Source organism: Anaerotignum lactatifermentans, assembly GCF_014982935.1.
GTDB lineage: Bacteria > Bacillota > Clostridia > Lachnospirales > Anaerotignaceae > Anaerotignum > Anaerotignum lactatifermentans.
On record NZ_JADCKK010000011.1, the window covers coordinates 36,398 to 53,151 of the forward strand.

General features: G+C 44.1%; 11 protein-coding genes. All 11 read right to left on the reverse strand.

The window, feature by feature from the left end; all coding sequences use genetic code 11:
- Positions 1–195: 195 nt before the first annotated feature.
- The 11 genes from INF29_RS04490 to INF29_RS04540 all read right to left on the reverse strand — a co-directional run bounded on the left by INF29_RS04490 (position 196) and on the right by INF29_RS04540 (position 16,520).
- A complete protein-coding gene (locus INF29_RS04490) occupies positions 196–3,663 on the reverse strand; it encodes a pyruvate carboxylase (protein ID WP_087989859.1) in 3,468 nt (1,155 codons plus the stop codon).
- Between the two features lie 139 nt (positions 3,664–3,802).
- Positions 3,803–5,191 carry a DNA repair protein RadA gene (gene radA / locus INF29_RS04495; protein ID WP_193484898.1) on the reverse strand — a complete coding sequence of 463 codons (1,389 nt, stop codon included), beginning with the start codon at positions 5,189–5,191 and terminating at the stop codon, positions 3,803–3,805.
- Positions 5,192–5,315: 124 nt separating this feature from the next.
- Positions 5,316–5,729 carry an endosialidase gene (locus INF29_RS04500; protein ID WP_072852059.1) on the reverse strand — a complete coding sequence of 138 codons (414 nt, stop codon included), beginning with the start codon at positions 5,727–5,729 and terminating at the stop codon, positions 5,316–5,318.
- A gap of 151 nt (positions 5,730–5,880) precedes the next feature.
- Complete coding sequence (locus INF29_RS04505; protein ID WP_072852057.1) at positions 5,881–8,328, reverse strand: ATP-dependent Clp protease ATP-binding subunit; 2,448 nt, start codon at positions 8,326–8,328, stop codon at positions 5,881–5,883.
- A gap of 151 nt (positions 8,329–8,479) precedes the next feature.
- Positions 8,480–9,157 carry an RluA family pseudouridine synthase gene (locus tag INF29_RS04510; protein WP_193484900.1) on the reverse strand — a complete coding sequence of 226 codons (678 nt, stop codon included), beginning with the start codon at positions 9,155–9,157 and terminating at the stop codon, positions 8,480–8,482.
- 3 nt (positions 9,158–9,160) lie between these two features.
- Complete coding sequence (locus INF29_RS04515; RefSeq protein WP_193484902.1) at positions 9,161–11,224, reverse strand: glycoside hydrolase family 13 protein; 2,064 nt, start codon at positions 11,222–11,224, stop codon at positions 9,161–9,163.
- A gap of 468 nt (positions 11,225–11,692) precedes the next feature.
- Positions 11,693–12,235, reverse strand: coding sequence for a hypothetical protein (locus INF29_RS04520; protein ID WP_072852054.1), 543 nt, complete (start codon positions 12,233–12,235; stop codon positions 11,693–11,695).
- 64 nt (positions 12,236–12,299) lie between these two features.
- On the reverse strand, positions 12,300–13,526 hold the full coding sequence (locus INF29_RS04525; RefSeq protein WP_193484904.1) for a 6-phosphofructokinase: 1,227 nt from the start codon (positions 13,524–13,526) through the stop codon (positions 12,300–12,302).
- Positions 13,527–13,716: 190 nt separating this feature from the next.
- On the reverse strand, positions 13,717–14,640 hold the full coding sequence (locus INF29_RS04530; protein WP_191343816.1) for an AEC family transporter: 924 nt from the start codon (positions 14,638–14,640) through the stop codon (positions 13,717–13,719).
- A gap of 423 nt (positions 14,641–15,063) precedes the next feature.
- On the reverse strand, positions 15,064–15,576 hold the full coding sequence (locus INF29_RS04535) for a ferritin (protein ID WP_193484906.1): 513 nt from the start codon (positions 15,574–15,576) through the stop codon (positions 15,064–15,066).
- 23 nt (positions 15,577–15,599) lie between these two features.
- Positions 15,600–16,520 carry a hemolysin family protein gene (locus INF29_RS04540; protein ID WP_087988996.1) on the reverse strand — a complete coding sequence of 307 codons (921 nt, stop codon included), beginning with the start codon at positions 16,518–16,520 and terminating at the stop codon, positions 15,600–15,602.
- Positions 16,521–16,754 lie beyond the last annotated feature (234 nt).

Consider the following 16,754-nt stretch of genomic DNA (forward strand, 5'->3'; position numbering starts at 1 on the left):
AAGATTTTATTTGATATATTTTCTTCTGAAGACAGCCGTCGCAATTCCCCTTAAGAAATCAAAGAAAAGAAAAATCAATGTTTTCTTAAAGGGAAGTTGCTTTTCTTAAGAAGTATCTTTTTTGTTTCAAAAAACCCGAAACACAAATTGTGTTTCGGGTTTTTACACTTATATTAATGTGCAGATAAAGAAAAATTATTCTTCTTCTTTTGCGAAGGATACCAGCAGATCGCCCTGGCTGACTTTTTCGCCTTCCACAGCATAGATCTTGTCGATCACGCCATCTTCTTTTGCTACGATAGATGTTTCCATCTTCATTGCTTCGATGGTCAGCAGAGGCTGGTTCTTCTTCACAGCTTCGCCTTCTTTTACCAGAATCTTGCTGATGGTACCGGGGATAGAAGAACCCAGGTGGTAAGGGTTGTTCTTATCAGCTTTCAGTTTACCATCGCTCTTAACTTCCAGATGTTTATCCAGAACTTTTACTTCACGCATTACGCCATTGATTTCGAATGTCAGCGCACGGAAACCTTCTGCATCGGGTTCAGACATATCGATGAATTTGATGATGATATCTTTACCTTCACCGATTTCAATGGAAGTTTCTTCACCTTTTGCCAGACCAAAGAAGTATACGTCACTAGTCAGTTTGGATACGTCTGTGTAGTATTCCCAATGGTCGCAATAATCATCATATACCTTTGGATACAGGGCATAGCTGATGACGTTTCTGGGGTTCACGTTTTTCATAACGTGTGCTTCTTTCAGATGCTTTGCAATGGCATCGAAATCCGCGGGAGGCAGCAGCGCACCTGCTCTGCCATCAATGGGTTTTCTGCCTTTCAGCACGATTTCCTGCAGTTCTTTGGGGAAACCGCCTTCAGGCTGACCGATATTCCCAATGAAGTAATCCACAACGGATTCAGGATAGGAAATATCTTTCCCTTCTGTCAGGATATTGTCTTTGTTCAGACCGTTTTTGGACATAAAGATAGCCATATCCCCTACAACCTTGGAGGAAGGTGTTACTTTTACGATGTTGCCCAGCAGTTCATTGGCTTCTTTATACAGATGTTTGATTTCTTCAAAGTTATCTGCGGAGCCCATGGATTTTACCTGTGCCAGCAAGTTGGAGTACTGACCACCAGGGATTTCGTATTTATAAATTTCAGTATTGGGTGTCTTCATTTCACTTTCAAAGCCAGTGAAGATCTGACGTACACCCTGATAGTAATGGCTCAGTTCAACCAGCTGATCAGGATCCAGACCGGTATCACGTTCTGTACCGCGCAGAGCTTCTACAACTGCGTTCATAGAAGGCTGGCTAGTCAGGGAGCTCATGGACTGGATTGCCAAGTCGGCAATATCTACGCCTGCTTCTGCAGCCATCAGTACGGTGCTGACACCGTTGCCTGTTGTGTCATGCGTATGCAGGTGCAGAGGAATATGCAGTTCCTGTTTCAGTGCTGTGAACAGTTCTTTTGCAGCATAAGGTTTCAGCAGACCTGCCATATCTTTGATTGCAAAAATGTGGCAGCCCATGTCTTCCAGTTCTTTTGCTTTGCGGATATAGTAATCCAGTGTATATTTTGTTTCCTTAGGATCCAGAATATCGCCGGTGTAGCAGATAGCACCTTCTACGATCTTGCCTGTTTTCAGTGCTTCTTCAACGGGCATCTTCATGTTTTCCAGCCAGTTCAAGCTGTCGAAGATACGGAATACGTCTACACCGCGTTCTGCGGAAACTTTGATAAATTCTCTTACAACGTTATCAGGATAGTTTGCGTAACCAACAGCGTTGGATGCACGCAGCAGCATCTGGATCAGTGTGTTGGGCATTGCTTCGGAAAGCTGCTGCAGTCTTCTCCAAGGAGATTCTGTCAGGAAACGATAAGCAACGTCGAATGTTGCACCGCCCCATGCTTCTACGGAGAATGCGTTTGCCATTGCCATGTTGGTTGCGGGTGCAGCCACAATCAGGTCATTTGTACGCAGACGTGTTGCCATCAGAGACTGGTGTGCGTCACGCATGGTGGTATCTGTTACCAGCAGGCGTTTTTCTTTCAGCAGGCTCTGTGTATAGTCTTTTGCGCCCATACGCAGGAATTTGTCTTTTGCGCCTTCTACAAAGATGGTTTTGCCATTTTTGTCCTGTCCGAAGGAAGGAGGCACAATGGGATCAAATTCGGGTTTGTGACCTCTAGATTCGTTAACGATTTTATTACCGATAAATTCTGCAATCTTAGTTGCTCTGTCTTTGCCCAGTACGATATGGAACAGTTCAGGTGTTTTTTCAATGAATGTTGTGGTGCATTTACCAGCATTCCAAACATCACTCTGCAGTACGTTGATCAGGAAAGGAATGTTTGTTTTTACACCACGGATTCTGGTTTCTTTGATGGCACGAACAGCTTTTCTTGTTACGCCTTCAAATGTTCTGTCGTGAGCGATGATTTTTACCAGCAAGCTGTCATAGTAAGGTGTAATTTCCGCACCTGTGTGAGCAGTACCGCCATCCAGACGGATACCATTGCCGGCAGGAGAACGGTATACACTAATTTTGCCTGTGTCAGGCAGGAAATTGTTGGCAGGGTCTTCTGTGGTGACACGCAGCTGAATGGCATAGCCATTGGAATGGATGTCATCCTGAGACTTGATGCCGATTTCAGGGGAATCCAGAGGATAACCTTCTTCAATCAGAATCTGTGCCTGCACAATATCAATACCCGTTACTTCTTCTGTTACGGTATGTTCTACCTGAATACGAGGGTTCATTTCGATGAAATAGTAGTTTTCGTCTGCATCCACCAAGAATTCCAGTGTACCAGCATTTTTGTATCCTACATGTTTGGACAGACGAACGGCATCTGCGAAGATTTTTTCTCTGACTGCATCGCTGACAGTAAAAGCGGGAGCAAATTCCACAACTTTCTGATGACGGCGCTGTACAGAACAGTCACGGTCAAAGAGATGCACAACGTTGCCGTATTTGTCACCCAGAACCTGAACTTCGATATGTTTGGGGTCACGGAGATATTTTTCAACGAAAATTTTATCGTCACCGAAGGCTTTTTTCGCTTCGTTTCTTGCTTCGTCAAATTCCTTGGGCATTTCTTCCGCACTGTTGACGATACGCATACCACGTCCGCCGCCGCCATTGCTGGCTTTCAGCATAACGGGGTAGCCAACTCTTTCCGCCACTTCCATAACTTCATCCAGGCTTCTGATGGCATGGTCAACACCAGGGATAATAGGCACATTACATTCGATCGCCATCTGTTTAGAGGAGATCTTATCCCCCATAGAGTACATAACGTCCACATCAGGACCAATGAAAGCGATACCAGCCTGGTTACATGCTTCTACAAAAGCGGGGTTTTCGGAAAGGAAACCATAACCGGGGTGGATGGCGTCAACGCCTTTTGCCTTTGCAATGTTGATGATATTACGAATATCCAGATATGCGTCGATGGGACCCTTTTCAGGATTGAGCATATATGCTTCGTCTGTTTTGGTACGGAACAGAGAGTATTTATCTTCTTTGGAGAAAATACCTACTGTCTGAATACCCAGTTCATTCAGGGCACGGTACACACGGATGGCAATTTCGCCACGGTTGGCAACCAGCACCTTTTTGAACTTTTTAATTTTTACTTCCTGCATGCTTATCATACCTCCTTTGTATATTCACTGAATCATCAGTCAAAATCTTGATTCCTTCAATGCCTATTGCTTTATTATAATATAGGTTTTTCCATTCGTAAACTATAAAAATACAATGAACGCCAGAAGATACAGAGAATCAATCACGCATTTTGCTGTAAAATTCTGTCAAAATTGCCATAACATCCTGCAAAAGACGACATTCAACCACTTCTGCATGCTGCAAAACAACCTGCCCGGCAGCGCCTTTTGCTACAATAATTTTTGCGTATCCCAGCCGATCAAGTTCCTTCAAACGGCTTTCCATGGCAGGTACCCGCTTCAATTCTCCCGTCAGCCCCACATCGGCAATGAACGCCCAATCCGGCGGGATGGGTCTGTTTTTCACAGAAGAAACAATGCTCATGAGCACTGCCAGATTGGCCGCCTGTTCTTTCAAAAACAAGCCGCCTGTGGTCTTGACTACCACGTTTTTATCATACAGCTTCACATTGCCTCGCTGTTCCAAAATGGAAAGAAGGGTATGAAGGGTATCTTTCTTCATGGTTTCGCTGATGCGGGAAGGATATGGTGTAAAGGACTGAGAAACCAGACTTTCCACTTCTGCCACAATGGGACGGGAGCCTTCCCGCAAAACTGTAACAGCACTGCCGGAAACCAGTTCATTTCTGTTTCGCTTGGTAATGAAATATTCTGATGGATTATCAATGGAACGCAGACCTTTTTCCGTCATGGCAAAAAAGCCCATTTCTCCAGTGCTGCCAAAACGGTTTTTCGTTGCCAAAAGTCCACGGAGCTCGTCTGCCCCTTCGCCTTCCAATACCAGAACCGTATCCACCAGATGTTCCAATGCACGCAGACCAGCAATCTCGTCATTTTTATTCATCTGCCCAATCATCAGCGCCGCTCGCTGTCTGCGTTTATCCTTTGCGCACTGTACCAATGCAGAAGCACATTCCATGGTCTGGGTAGGATTGCCTGCTCTTGCAGGATAAAATTCCGCCAAAGAAAATGTCTGGATACTATCCAGAATAATCAAATCCGGGTCAACTTCTCCAACGGCAGACAATACGGCATCCATGGAAGTATCTGCCAAAATCCAGATATTATCCGCAATATCTCCCAGTATCCTGTCTGCTCGATTCTTGATCTGGCTATCACTTTCCTCCCCTGTGGCATATAGCACACGATAGCCTGCATTTGCCAGTTGGTATGCCACCATCAGGCACAATGTGGATTTCCCACCGCCGGGAGGGGATGTCAAAATCGTTACAGAATCCCGAACGATGCCGCCGCCCATAACACGGTCAAACTCCCCAATGCCTGTCAGAAGGCGCTGGCTTTTGCTGCTTTCTACTTCCTTCAAACGGGAAAGGGTCAGCTGTACGGGCTTTGTGCTGCTTTTTTCCTTTTTGGTTTCTTCCTGTTCAGAAAATGTGTTCCACTCTCCACATTCCGGGCATTTCCCCATCCATTTTGAGCTTTTGTATCCACATTCACTGCAAATATACGATGTTTTTACTCTCATTCTTCCACCTCGATGATAACCTTTTCTGTTGTCATCATAAAAACAGACAGATAAACAAAAATCGATAAAGCCTTTTGCAAGACTCTATCGATTTTCTTTTCATCATGTACTGAAAAATCAGATTTTAGCCGATTTTTTCAATTTTCACAGGTGTTGCATTTTTCTGGATTTCTACAGAGAATGTCACTTTACCTGTCATATTTGTTTTCATTTTGCCAACGTTTACATCGTCAACCAGAATTTTGTATTCTGTTTCTGCTTCCAGTTCCAGTGTCAGCTGAACATCTTCTTCTGCTTCTACCAAGAAGGAAACGCCTCTTTCATCCTGTACAAAGTTCAGAACAGTTGCGCCGGGTACTGCTTCCAACAGCATTTTACCGTTCTTTTCCAGTTTTGTGATTTCTTTAAATGTTTTTACTTTATACAAATCGCCCTGCACTTCAAAGTCCAGCACTTTTTTCTTTTCATCCATCAGGTAGTTGCCGAAACTGATGCTGCCGTCATCTTCTTTTCTAATCAATTCCTCAATTACTGCCATGTTGCTTACCTCCCAAGCGTCCTTTCTTTATTTCCTTTTCCGAACAAGAATATGCACGGTAATGTTCCTGATAATATATCAGAATGATTATATCACAAAACCTGCCGCAGGTATATACCAAAATTCTGCTTTTTTCTATCTATTTGTTCGTTCATTTTACCACACGGAAGAGGAAGCCGTTTGTTTTTACACCAACAGAAACTTTATCCCCTGCTTTGAAGTTGCCCATGAGATATTCTTCTGCAAAAGCATCCTCAATGCGGGACTGGATAGCACGGCGAAGGGGTCTTGCGCCAAAGGCTTTGTCATAGCCTTCTTCCGCGATTTTTTCCAGTGCTTTATCCGTAAAAGTAACGGTAATGTCCATATTTTCCTTGATGCGTTTGGAAACGGTTTTGGTCATAAGTTTTACGATTTCCAGAATATCTTCCTGTGTCAGAGAATGGAACACAATCATATCATCAATACGGTTCAAAAATTCTGGTTTAAAGATATGGCGCACTTCTTCCATAACGTTTTTCTTCATGTTCTGATAACTCTGTTCTTCTGTTTCCATGCTGGTAAAGCCCACACGTTTTGGCTCTACAATACTTCTTGCACCGGCATTGGAAGTCATGATAATCACAGTGTTTTTAAAATCCACTTTTCTGCCCTGACCATCGGTGATATGACCATCGTCCAGCACCTGTAACAGTACATTGAATACATCAGGAGATGCTTTTTCGATTTCATCGAACAGCACAACAGAATAAGGATTCCGGCGGACTTTTTCACTAAGCTGACCGCCTTCTTCGTAGCCCACATATCCCGGAGGAGAACCTACCATACGGGATACGCTGTGTTTCTCCATATATTCGGACATGTCAATACGAATCATAGCATCTTCATCCCCAAAGAGGGCTTCTGCCAAAGCTTTGGACAATTCTGTTTTACCAACACCTGTAGGTCCTAAGAACAGGAAGGAACCGATGGGGCGGTTAGGGTCTTTCAGCCCTACTCTGCCGCGGCGGATGGCTTTTGCCAATGCCTTTACGGCTTCTGACTGTCCAATGACACGCTGATGGAGTGTATCTTCCAGATGCAGAAGTCGCTGGCTTTCTTCTTCCTGCAAACTCTGCAAAGGCACACCTGTCCAAACAGAAACCACTTCTGCCACTTCTTCTCTGGTGACTACCTGTGCCTGATTTTCATGGTTGTTTTCCCATTCTTTTTTGGCTTCTTTCCACTGAGCACGAAGGGCGTCCTGTGCCCGTTTGATTTCCGCAGCCTTTTCAAATTCTTCTGTCTTGATGGCAGCTTCTTTTTCTTTTTCCATTTCCGCCAGTTTTTCTTCCATTTCTGCCACATTATCCGGCGCGCTGAATGTTTTCAGACGCAGACGGGAAGCGGCTTCGTCAATGAGGTCAATGGCTTTATCCGGCAGGAAACGGTCAGATACATATCTGGCAGAAAGTTTCACAGCCGCTTCGATGGCATCATCGGAAATGGTTACTTTATGATGCATTTCATATTTATCACGCAAAGCCTTCAGCATTGCCACTGCTGCCTGTTCATCAGGTTCTTCCACTTTTACAGGCTGGAAACGACGTTCAAAAGCGGCGTCTTTTTCAATATGTTTCCGGTATTCTTCCAAAGTGGTGGCACCAATGAGCTGGATTTCCCCACGGGAAAGAGCGGGCTTCAAAATATTGGATGCGTCAATGGCGCCTTCCGCAGCCCCTGCACCGATGATGGTATGAATTTCATCCACAAACAAAATGATATTGCCATCGGCTTTTACTTCATCCATGGCTTTTTTCATACGTTCTTCAAATTCCCCACGGTATTTGGAGCCAGCCACCATGGCAGACAAATCCAGACCAACGATTCTTTTATTTTTCAAAGTATCAGGCACATTGCCTTCAGCGATTTTCTGGGCAAGACCTTCCACAATGGCAGTTTTTCCGACACCGGGATCACCTACCAGACAAGGATTGTTTTTGGTACGACGGCTCAAAATCTGCACAATTCGTTCAATTTCCTTATCTCTGCCCACAATAGGGTCAAATTTATTTTTCTTTGCCAGTGCCGTCATATCACGGCTGAATTTATCCAATGTTTCTGTGGCGCTTTTTTCCTGTTTTTCCCCCTGGCTGTTCATGCCGCGGGCATTGCCGTTCTGGTCTTCCCCTTCTCCCAGCATGTTCATGATGTCATCATACAAACGCTGGAGATTCAAATCCAGAGATACCATAATCCGTACAGCAATGTTGTCATTTTCTCGAATGAGGGCAATGAGGATATGTTCTGTACCTACATAACCGGTACCCATGCGGAATGCTTCCTGCACACTGCTTTCCACCACACGTTTTGCACGAGGTGTAAAGTCCGCAGGAATATAGTAAGCAGAGGTGCCCCCTGTCATAGACTGGATTTTGTCCATGACCTGATGATAGGTCACGCCCTGACTTTCCAGCGCCTTTGCGGCTACACTGTCGCTGACCAATGTCAGTCCCAGCAAAATATGTTCAGTTCCTACATATTTATTCCCCAGTTTCAAAGCAGCCTCCTGGGCTCTTTTCAGCACTTCCTGGGCTTTATTTGTAAATTTTCCTTGCATTGTCATTCACCGTCCTTTATTTTGTTAGCCAATCACCTTTGTGATTGCTAATTTTATGATGAAAATAAAAGAACATTGCTGTTCTTTTATTTGTTTCTCTATTTTCAAGAACATTATAATACACATTGCAAAAAAAAGCAAAACAACTTTTTTACAATTCTCCCAATTTTTCCGAAAAAAGCGAAAATGGCATATCACTTGGCAAAGAACGAATGGAAAAACCTTCTTTCTGTTTTTCCCATTTTCCTTCCAGCTTCCATGACCACAAAGCCATATTGCCAACGCCTCTCATGGGCTGTAATGTATTATATTTTCTGTCACCCCAAATGGGTGCGCCGTGATGGGGAGTTTGGACACGAATCTGATGGTGCCGCCCTGTTTCCAGTGTGATTTCCACCAAAGAAAGGGGCTGTTCATTCCACATGGTTTCTGCAAGTACCTGATAATGCAAAATAGCTTTCTTGGCGCCTTTTCTGGAAGCGGACACCACTTCTGACAGATTGGTTCTGGCATTTTTGAAAAGATAATCTGTCCATGTACCGCTTTTTTCTTCCAAAGTACCCCAAAGGACAGCCAGATAAGATTTCCGCCAGCCGCCAGCCTGCATCATTTTGGAGAGAGCCGCTTCTGCCTGTTTTGTCTTGGCAAAAACCATAATCCCCCCAACCGGGCGATCCAGACGATGCACCAATCCCAATTCTTGTTTCATCTGGGCTGACAGCAGGGAAAGCAAGTCTGCATCCCCTGTTCTGTCTGGCTGAGCAGGCATGCCCTGTGGTTTTTCCACAGCCACCATATCTCCATTTTCAAATAATATCCGCAAATCCATGCCTTACACTTCTTTCATCAATATACCGCTGTGTGGCGGCATTTCCAGCTGTATCGTGCCATTTTCCACTGTCAGCAGTTCTTTTTCTGTAAAATAATCCATTTCTTTTGTCTTGAGCAAAACTTCCATTTTGCCGTAGGACTGCACACCAATCTGCCATACAGGCAAAGAAACCTGTACAGCTTCCTCCCGATTGTTGCAGACAATCAGACAGCGTTCTTCTTCGCAGAAACGTCCGTATGCCAGAATACCATTTTCTGTATCCAAAGGCTTTAAGGAACCTTTCCGCAAAGAAATATGTTCTTTCCGCAAACCAATGAGTATTTTATGATACTGTACCAGTTCATCATCTTCCCGATTCCAAGGGAAAGGTCTGCGGTTATCCGGGTCTGTCCAGCCAGTTACACCAGCTTCATCCCCATAATATACCGTAGGTGCACCAGGCCATGTCATTTGCAGCAACACCGCTTCCCGGAACACCGCTTTATTGACACCACGATTGGCTGCCTGTGCGCCATCTGTGTGAAGCCGTCCCGTTCTTCCATTTGTTCTAGTCAGAAAACGGGAATGATCGTGGTTAGAAAGTTCATTCATGGCAACCCCTGCCGCCTGGGCAGGCATTCTGCCCATTTGATACCGAATGGTATCCCAGAAAACGGCGTTATTGTTTTTCAAATCCTGACGGGATTCTGTACTATGTTTGGAAATACCTGTGAAATACCATGAAACTGGTTCCATGAAAGCATCATAGTTCATAACGCCATCCCATTGGTCACCTCTGAGCCATGCTTCCGCATCCCCGTAATGTTCCGCCAGAATCAGGGCTTCGGGATTGGCTTTTTTCACAGCGCTGCGGAAATCATGCCAGAATTTATGGTTAAATTCTTCGGATTTGCCCACATCTGCCGCAACGTCCAAACGCCAGCCGTCAGCGTTATAAGGGGGAGAAACCCATTTCTGCCCAATACGCATAATTTCCCAATACAAGGCAGAACAGTTCTCCATATTCAGCTTGGGATGGTTGGGATAATCCCACCAGCCTTCATAAGAGCCATCTTCTTTCCAATAAAAATAATCATGATAAGGGCTCTGTTTGCAGTAATAAGCGCCTTTTTTCTGATATTTGTAAATTTCTTCCCGATCCAGCCATTTATGGAAGGCTCCACAATGGTTGAATACACCATCCAGAATGACACGCATGCCTCTTTTGTGGGCTTCTTCCACCAGACGAATAAAAAGCGCGTCACTTTCCATCAGATTCCGTTCACTGGTGGTTCTAGTAATATAGGCTTTTGCCTGACTATTTTTCTCACCGGGCTCCACCACTTTGTCATAATCCTCTACAATCACACCAAAGTGCGGGTCAACGTGGTCATAATCCTGAATGTCGTATTTATGACTGCTGGGGGAAACAAAAATGGGATTCAGATACAATACTTCCACACCCAAATTTTGCAGATAGTCCATTTTCTGCAAAATCCCCTGCAAATCGCCGCCGTAAAAATGGCAAAAATCGCCGTCTTCCGGCTGCGCATACCAGTCTTTCACGCCCTGCACCTGATTTTCCAGATAGTTGTATTCCCCCGTTTTCACATCATTGGAAGGATCTCCGTTGCAAAAACGGTCTACAAAAATCTGGTACATGACTGCGCCTCGTGCCCAAGCAGGTGTCTGGAAATTCCGCAGCAACCGAAAATAGCCGTCCATGGGAAATTCCTGAGATATGCCGTTTCTTGTATAATAATAAGATGTTTCATTATATATGATCTGGAAAAAGTAGTTTGCCGCTTCTTCTGTCGGCGGCAGAACAACACGGTAACGGTCGAACACACGACCGTTTTCCACTCGTTCCATCAATAATCTTTTGTCATCTACACATAAGCATACTGCAGACGCATTATTGCGTCCGGTCAGTATGGAAATTTCCACAAAATCTTCGGCTGACGGTTCTGCCGGTTTCCGGAAGTTTTCCGATTCGTCACTGAACACAGCCTGTGGCAAAAACGCTTCCTTGCAAAGTCTGTATTTCTTTTTTACGCTTTGCACCAAGTCCAAATAATAATCCATATTTTCACCGTCCCTGCACCAATTATAATATGCCAGAAAATTCATGTCAAACACTGACTCTTTTTTCGGACAAAATGAAAATGAGCAACCTGCCGATGGCTGCTCATTTTCACAAAGAGAAGGTATTTCTTATTGGGATTGCGTCTTACCGCAATGTGAAAATATTGGGGAGTTTTCACAGTTGTTATTATAGCATGTGGGACATTAAATGTCTAGCCCATTTTTAAAATTTTTTCAAAAAATTTTTCTTACAGACAATGAAAAACAAAGGATACTTTTTATCATTTTTTCAAAAATCCGTCTGTTGTCAAACATCCATCCGTGATTTTGAATAAATGATTTCCATTTCACACTAAAATTTTATCATTCTTGTCAAAACACCATTATGCAGGAAATCCACTGTAATTGCACAAAATCCAGCATTTCCCGCTTATTTTATGCTTTTTTCCTTCTCTTTATTTATGGAAATTAGCTCATATAATCCGCTAAAACTCTGGCAAGATTATCTTCCCCCAATATCCGTACACCTTCTTGGATCTGCTGACGTTCTATCTCCGGCAATACAGATAAAGGCACATCTGTACATTCATATAATGTTATTTTTCCATCGGCATCCTCTCGAAAGACAGCCAGCATACCATCCTGTTCACCCAACAGAAAACTTTCGTCACTGCGCCCTTCCACTGTGCTGCGTAAAATCACTTTATCCGGCGAAAAGAAAACCACCTGCCATCCATCATAAATACTGCGCACCTGTGCCAGATTCAAACCCAACAGATAATTCTGCACAGGTTCCACCTGTTCTGCAGTTCTCTGATCTTCCGTATAGTAATACTGATACACGATTTCCGCATTTTCCCCAATGACTGCTTCTTCTTTTGCAACGGGTTCTGTCTGTTCTATATGTTCTTCCTGTACTTCAGGCTCCTGTATTCTTTGGATATATAAATATCCTGCCGCTGTGCAGGAGAGAAAAACAAGAACAGCCAAAAGCGCAATCCCTCTTTTCATACCTACCACCTCGATGAAAAGTATGGACAACTTTTGGCTGATTTATACATTTTTTTGCTATGAATCAGGAAAGATGGAAATGCACGGGCACACCATTTTCATAAGCACAGGGAATTTCTCCCTGAATCAAAGGAATGAGGTAATCCATCATTTCCTGTGTGATGTCATTGCCTTCTTCATTGATCCATTCATCGGGTACCTTTTTCACACGATTGAGCACCTGATCCACAGGAATGAAGAACACTTCCGATGCATAAGGCGCATCAGAAACTCTGCGCAGGCATGCCATTTCACCGCTGCCGCCTTCCAGTGCATAACGCACCGCTTCCCGTCCCATAGTGCGTGCTTCCTGAATATCTGTTGCACTTGCCACATGGGATGCGCAGCGCTGCATAAGATTCAGTTCCACACTGCGGACTTTGCAGCCGATTTCCTGACGCAGGATTTCCTCTAAGAAACGGGAAACCCCTGCCAGAATCCGATGGCCGAATTCATCTTCCACACGATTCTGGAGGCTGTCAGTCAAATAAGCTCCTTCTTCATTGCGCAGACCTTCGCTGACTGCCACAATGACAGAGCGTTTTTCCATCATCTTTTCACGCACGTCAAAGAGGAATTGTTCCACGGAGAAAGGACGTTCACTCAGATAAATCAAGTCTGGTGCCGCATCTCCGTTCAGTCTTGCCAAAGCAGCGGATGCTGTGAGCCAGCCTGTATCCTGCCCCATGATTTCTACCACTGTAATGGAAGGCAATGCATATACATTGCAGTCGCAGGCAATTTCTGTCAATGTGGTACCGATATATTTTGCAGCGGAACCAAAACCAGGAGAATGGTCTGTTTCCGGCAGATCGTTTTCAATGGCTTTTGGTACACCAATGATTTTGATGTCATTGATATGATGGTTCCGGCAGTATTCGGATAATTTATGCACCGTATCCATGGAGTCACTGCCGCCGATGTACATAAAATAACCGATATTATATTTTCTGAAAACGCTGATTGCCTTTTCATACTCAAAGGCATTTTCTTCCCATGGAGATAATTTCATATGGCAGGAACCCAATGCGGAAGATGGTGTCTGGCAAAGAAGCTGACGGGCGCTTTCATCCGCCAGCAATTCTGTCAGGTCTACAAACCGTTCAGACAACATCCCCATAATCCCGTTTTTCACACCATATATTTTCTCAATCTCCGGATGCTCCAATCCCATTTCCACCACACCGCAAAGAGTGGCATTGATCGCAGCTGAAGGACCGCCTGATTGGGCTACCAGCAAGTTTTTTTTCATGTTTGTTCCGCCTTTCTGTTGCTCATTGCATTTGCTATGCGTATTCGCTATGGTACATTATAAATAGAATTCCCAAAAGATACAATAGCGAATTTTCCCGAAGTTTTTTTACCCATACAATTTTGAAAAATATTCTTTATACCAACCAAAAGAAAAAGCCGCTCTTTCCAGGAAAAAGCGACTTTCAAAATCATCCAAAAATCACGGACAAAATGGTAAAAGCAATGATGGATAATATGGTATAAAGTGAAATGGTCGTTGATGTATACACCTTGTCTTTTTCTCTGACAGCATACAGAGGGCTCATAAAACAAGGCGGCATAAAAGCATACAGGAATACCGCAATCTTCATTTCCTGTTCTGCCACAAAATTCCGCAGTACAAACCACACGCCCATCAAAAGCACCCCTTGCAGCACCAGACGAATGGCAGCAGATTTCCCCGCAGAAGAAAGCACCCGTTGATCCAGTTTCAAATCATAACCAACACACAGCAGAATCAATGCGGAAACGGGTGTTGTAATCATGGAAATCAAAGAAGAATATACATCCCCCACCCGACTTCCTGCAATCTTCGGCAATATGCCTGTAACGCCCAGCAAAATACCAAGTACAACCCCGTACATGGCAGGTGCACGCAGTACTGTGGAAAGCAGCTGTCCGCCGCCACTTCTCCCTTTGCCTGTGGCAGTAATCAATGCCAGATAAACAGTAAATGTAAAAATGCAGTTTGCCATATCCAAAGCAGCAATATTGGAGAGCATTTCTGAGCCGCACAACGCTATATACAATGGATATGCCATCATACCGCCCTCAAAAGTCGCTGTCAGAAAAGGCAGATATCTGCCCTGACTGCCGCCGACCAAAGGCCGCAGCAGATAGCCAGCACCTGTAGCAATGAAAAGCTGTACCAGCATCACAGCCAACAGCAGCAGTGTTACCTTGTTATACTCTGCCATCCCCAATGCGTCTACCAGAACAACGGGCAGCATGATATTGGTTGCTACCAATTTAATGCCATCCATACCGGCACGGCTAATCCAGCCAAAACGATTGGCAGCCATACCAAGCCCCAGCATACAGAATACCGGCAGCACAATAGCCAATACATTCATATTCCTTCCCCCTTTTTCCCTATTGACCTCAGTATACCGCAAATCAAAAAGGGGAACAAGAGAGAACGGGGAAATATGCACAGAAAAAAAGACAACATCCATAAAACAACTTCCACTTCAGAAAACATCGCTTTTCCTTGATTTCTTAAGAGAATTGTGACAGCTGTCTTTGGAAGAATAAATTTTGCTAAAAATAAGAAAGCCGAAAGCCTCTATATAACAAGGATTTCAGCTTTCTTCGTTTTTATGAGGATGCCCCTAAAGCAGATTCCCCTGAAAAAGCATCTCTTTTTCTCAATTTCTCGCCTTCCAAAAGAATAATCCTATAAAAAATGGCTGGAACCCTTACAATACAAAGGATTTCAGCCATTTTGATTTCTTTATGAAGCAGCCCCTAAGAGGCTTTCTCTTTTTCGCTGAGAATTACAGTGTCAGTGTAGGTGCAGCGTAAACTCTTGCTGCCATTTCGGAATCCAGCAGATACAGTGCTTTGGGATCTGTACCGAACAGTTCCATTTTTGTGATCAGGTCGTTTGCGTTTGTTTCTTCTTCGCCCTGCTCTTTTACAAACCAATCCAGGAACTGCATGGTACGGAAGTCATTTACTTCCTGTGCAGCCGCATAGATGTTGTGAATCAGGCTTGTTACATAAACTTCATGTTCCAGACCAGCTTTCAGAGGGTCCATCAGGCTGTTCATAGGCACATCAGGTTTGCCGATCGCTTCCAGTGTAACAGTTGCGTTGTTGTTATGCAGGTACTGATAGAACAGCAGAGCGTGGTCACGTTCTTCCTGTGCCTGGATTTTATACCAGTTTGCAAAACCTGCCAGACCTTTAGATTCATAATAGTTCGCAAAATCCAGATACAGATATGCAGAATAGAATTCTTTGTTAACCTGTTCATTAATAAGCTGTGCTACTTTTTCATTTAACATAATCCTTTTCCTCCTTGATGTTCTTATGCTTCATCCTCTGTGGCATCCTCTGCCTCTTCTAAGACTTCCGGCTGCCGCAAAGCATAAACTTTTTCAATGCGTTTTTCTTCAAACTGTTTGATTTGGAACAGCCAGCCGCCCACAGCAATTTCCGGCATTTCATCATCTTCCGGAATTCTGCCCAGACGACCGATCAGATAACCGCCTAATGTGTCATAATCCTCGTCATCTTCAAAGACGATGCCAAGCTGTTCTGCAACATCCTGCAGATCTGCTTTCCCGCTGATGGAATAGCTATTTTCATCAATGGGACAGATGTCTTCCTCTTCTTCCAGATCGTATTCGTCAAAGATATTCCCAACAATTTCTTCCATGACGTCTTCCATGGTAACGATACCGGACGTGCCGCCGTATTCATCAATAACGATTGCCATGTGCACTTTTTCCCGCTGCATTTCCTCAATGAGCTCGTCCGTTTTCTTGGAAAAGGGCACAAAATAAGGCTGCATCATGATGTCCTCCAGATGGAAATTGCCTTCCTCCATTCTGGTAGAATCGGTCAGAATATACTTGACCAGATCCTTCACATGGAATACGCCTACAATATTGTCGATATTGTCTTCATAGACCACAATACGGGAATACTTTTCCTCCATCAGCACTTCCTTGATTTCTGCCAGTGTAGCTTCCAGAGGCACCGCAACGATATCTGTACGGTGTGTGGCAATTTCTTCCACAGACGTATTGCTCAGCTCAAAAATATTGTTGATCATCTCTTTTTCTGATTCGTCAATGGAGCCGTTGCTGCCGCCTGCATCTACCATCTGGCGAATGCCTTCTTCTGTTACCGCGTGCTGCGCATGCTTTTTCTGCAAAAGCATGATCTTCGCAATCAGCACGATATTCAATACAACGGAAACGCCTAGACCAATTATGGTTTCCAAAAATAATCTCCCTCCAAAATGTCAAAGTTTACATATTTACACTTCAAAGTTTATCCCGAAACCCCCTCTATGTCAAGTTTTTTCCGCCCCTCTTCCCAGTCCTCTGCTGCTTCTAAGAAGAATATTTCTCCCTTTTGCCCATGCTTGACAAACAAAAAAAATCGTTATATTCTGTTACTGTAATTCTTATGTAAACACTTTTTGAAACTAAATCAGATATAAAGGAGTGAGTGA

What these genes read in the sequence shown, in the direction of transcription:
- INF29_RS04490 (WP_087989859.1), bottom strand. Translation starts at nt 3,663, where the DNA reads ATGCAGGAAGTAAAAATTAAAAAGTTCAAAAAGGTGCTGGTTGCCAAC.
- radA (WP_193484898.1), bottom strand. Translation starts at nt 5,191, where the DNA reads ATGAGAGTAAAAACATCGTATATTTGCAGTGAATGTGGATACAAAAGC.
- INF29_RS04500 (WP_072852059.1), bottom strand. Translation starts at nt 5,729, where the DNA reads ATGGCAGTAATTGAGGAATTGATTAGAAAAGAAGATGACGGCAGCATC.
- INF29_RS04505 (WP_072852057.1), bottom strand. Translation starts at nt 8,328, where the DNA reads ATGCAAGGAAAATTTACAAATAAAGCCCAGGAAGTGCTGAAAAGAGCC.
- INF29_RS04510 (WP_193484900.1), bottom strand. Translation starts at nt 9,157, where the DNA reads ATGGATTTGCGGATATTATTTGAAAATGGAGATATGGTGGCTGTGGAA.
- INF29_RS04515 (WP_193484902.1), bottom strand. Translation starts at nt 11,224, where the DNA reads ATGGATTATTATTTGGACTTGGTGCAAAGCGTAAAAAAGAAATACAGA.
- INF29_RS04520 (WP_072852054.1), bottom strand. Translation starts at nt 12,235, where the DNA reads ATGAAAAGAGGGATTGCGCTTTTGGCTGTTCTTGTTTTTCTCTCCTGC.
- INF29_RS04525 (WP_193484904.1), bottom strand. Translation starts at nt 13,526, where the DNA reads ATGAAAAAAAACTTGCTGGTAGCCCAATCAGGCGGTCCTTCAGCTGCG.
- INF29_RS04530 (WP_191343816.1), bottom strand. Translation starts at nt 14,640, where the DNA reads ATGAATGTATTGGCTATTGTGCTGCCGGTATTCTGTATGCTGGGGCTT.
- INF29_RS04535 (WP_193484906.1), bottom strand. Translation starts at nt 15,576, where the DNA reads ATGTTAAATGAAAAAGTAGCACAGCTTATTAATGAACAGGTTAACAAA.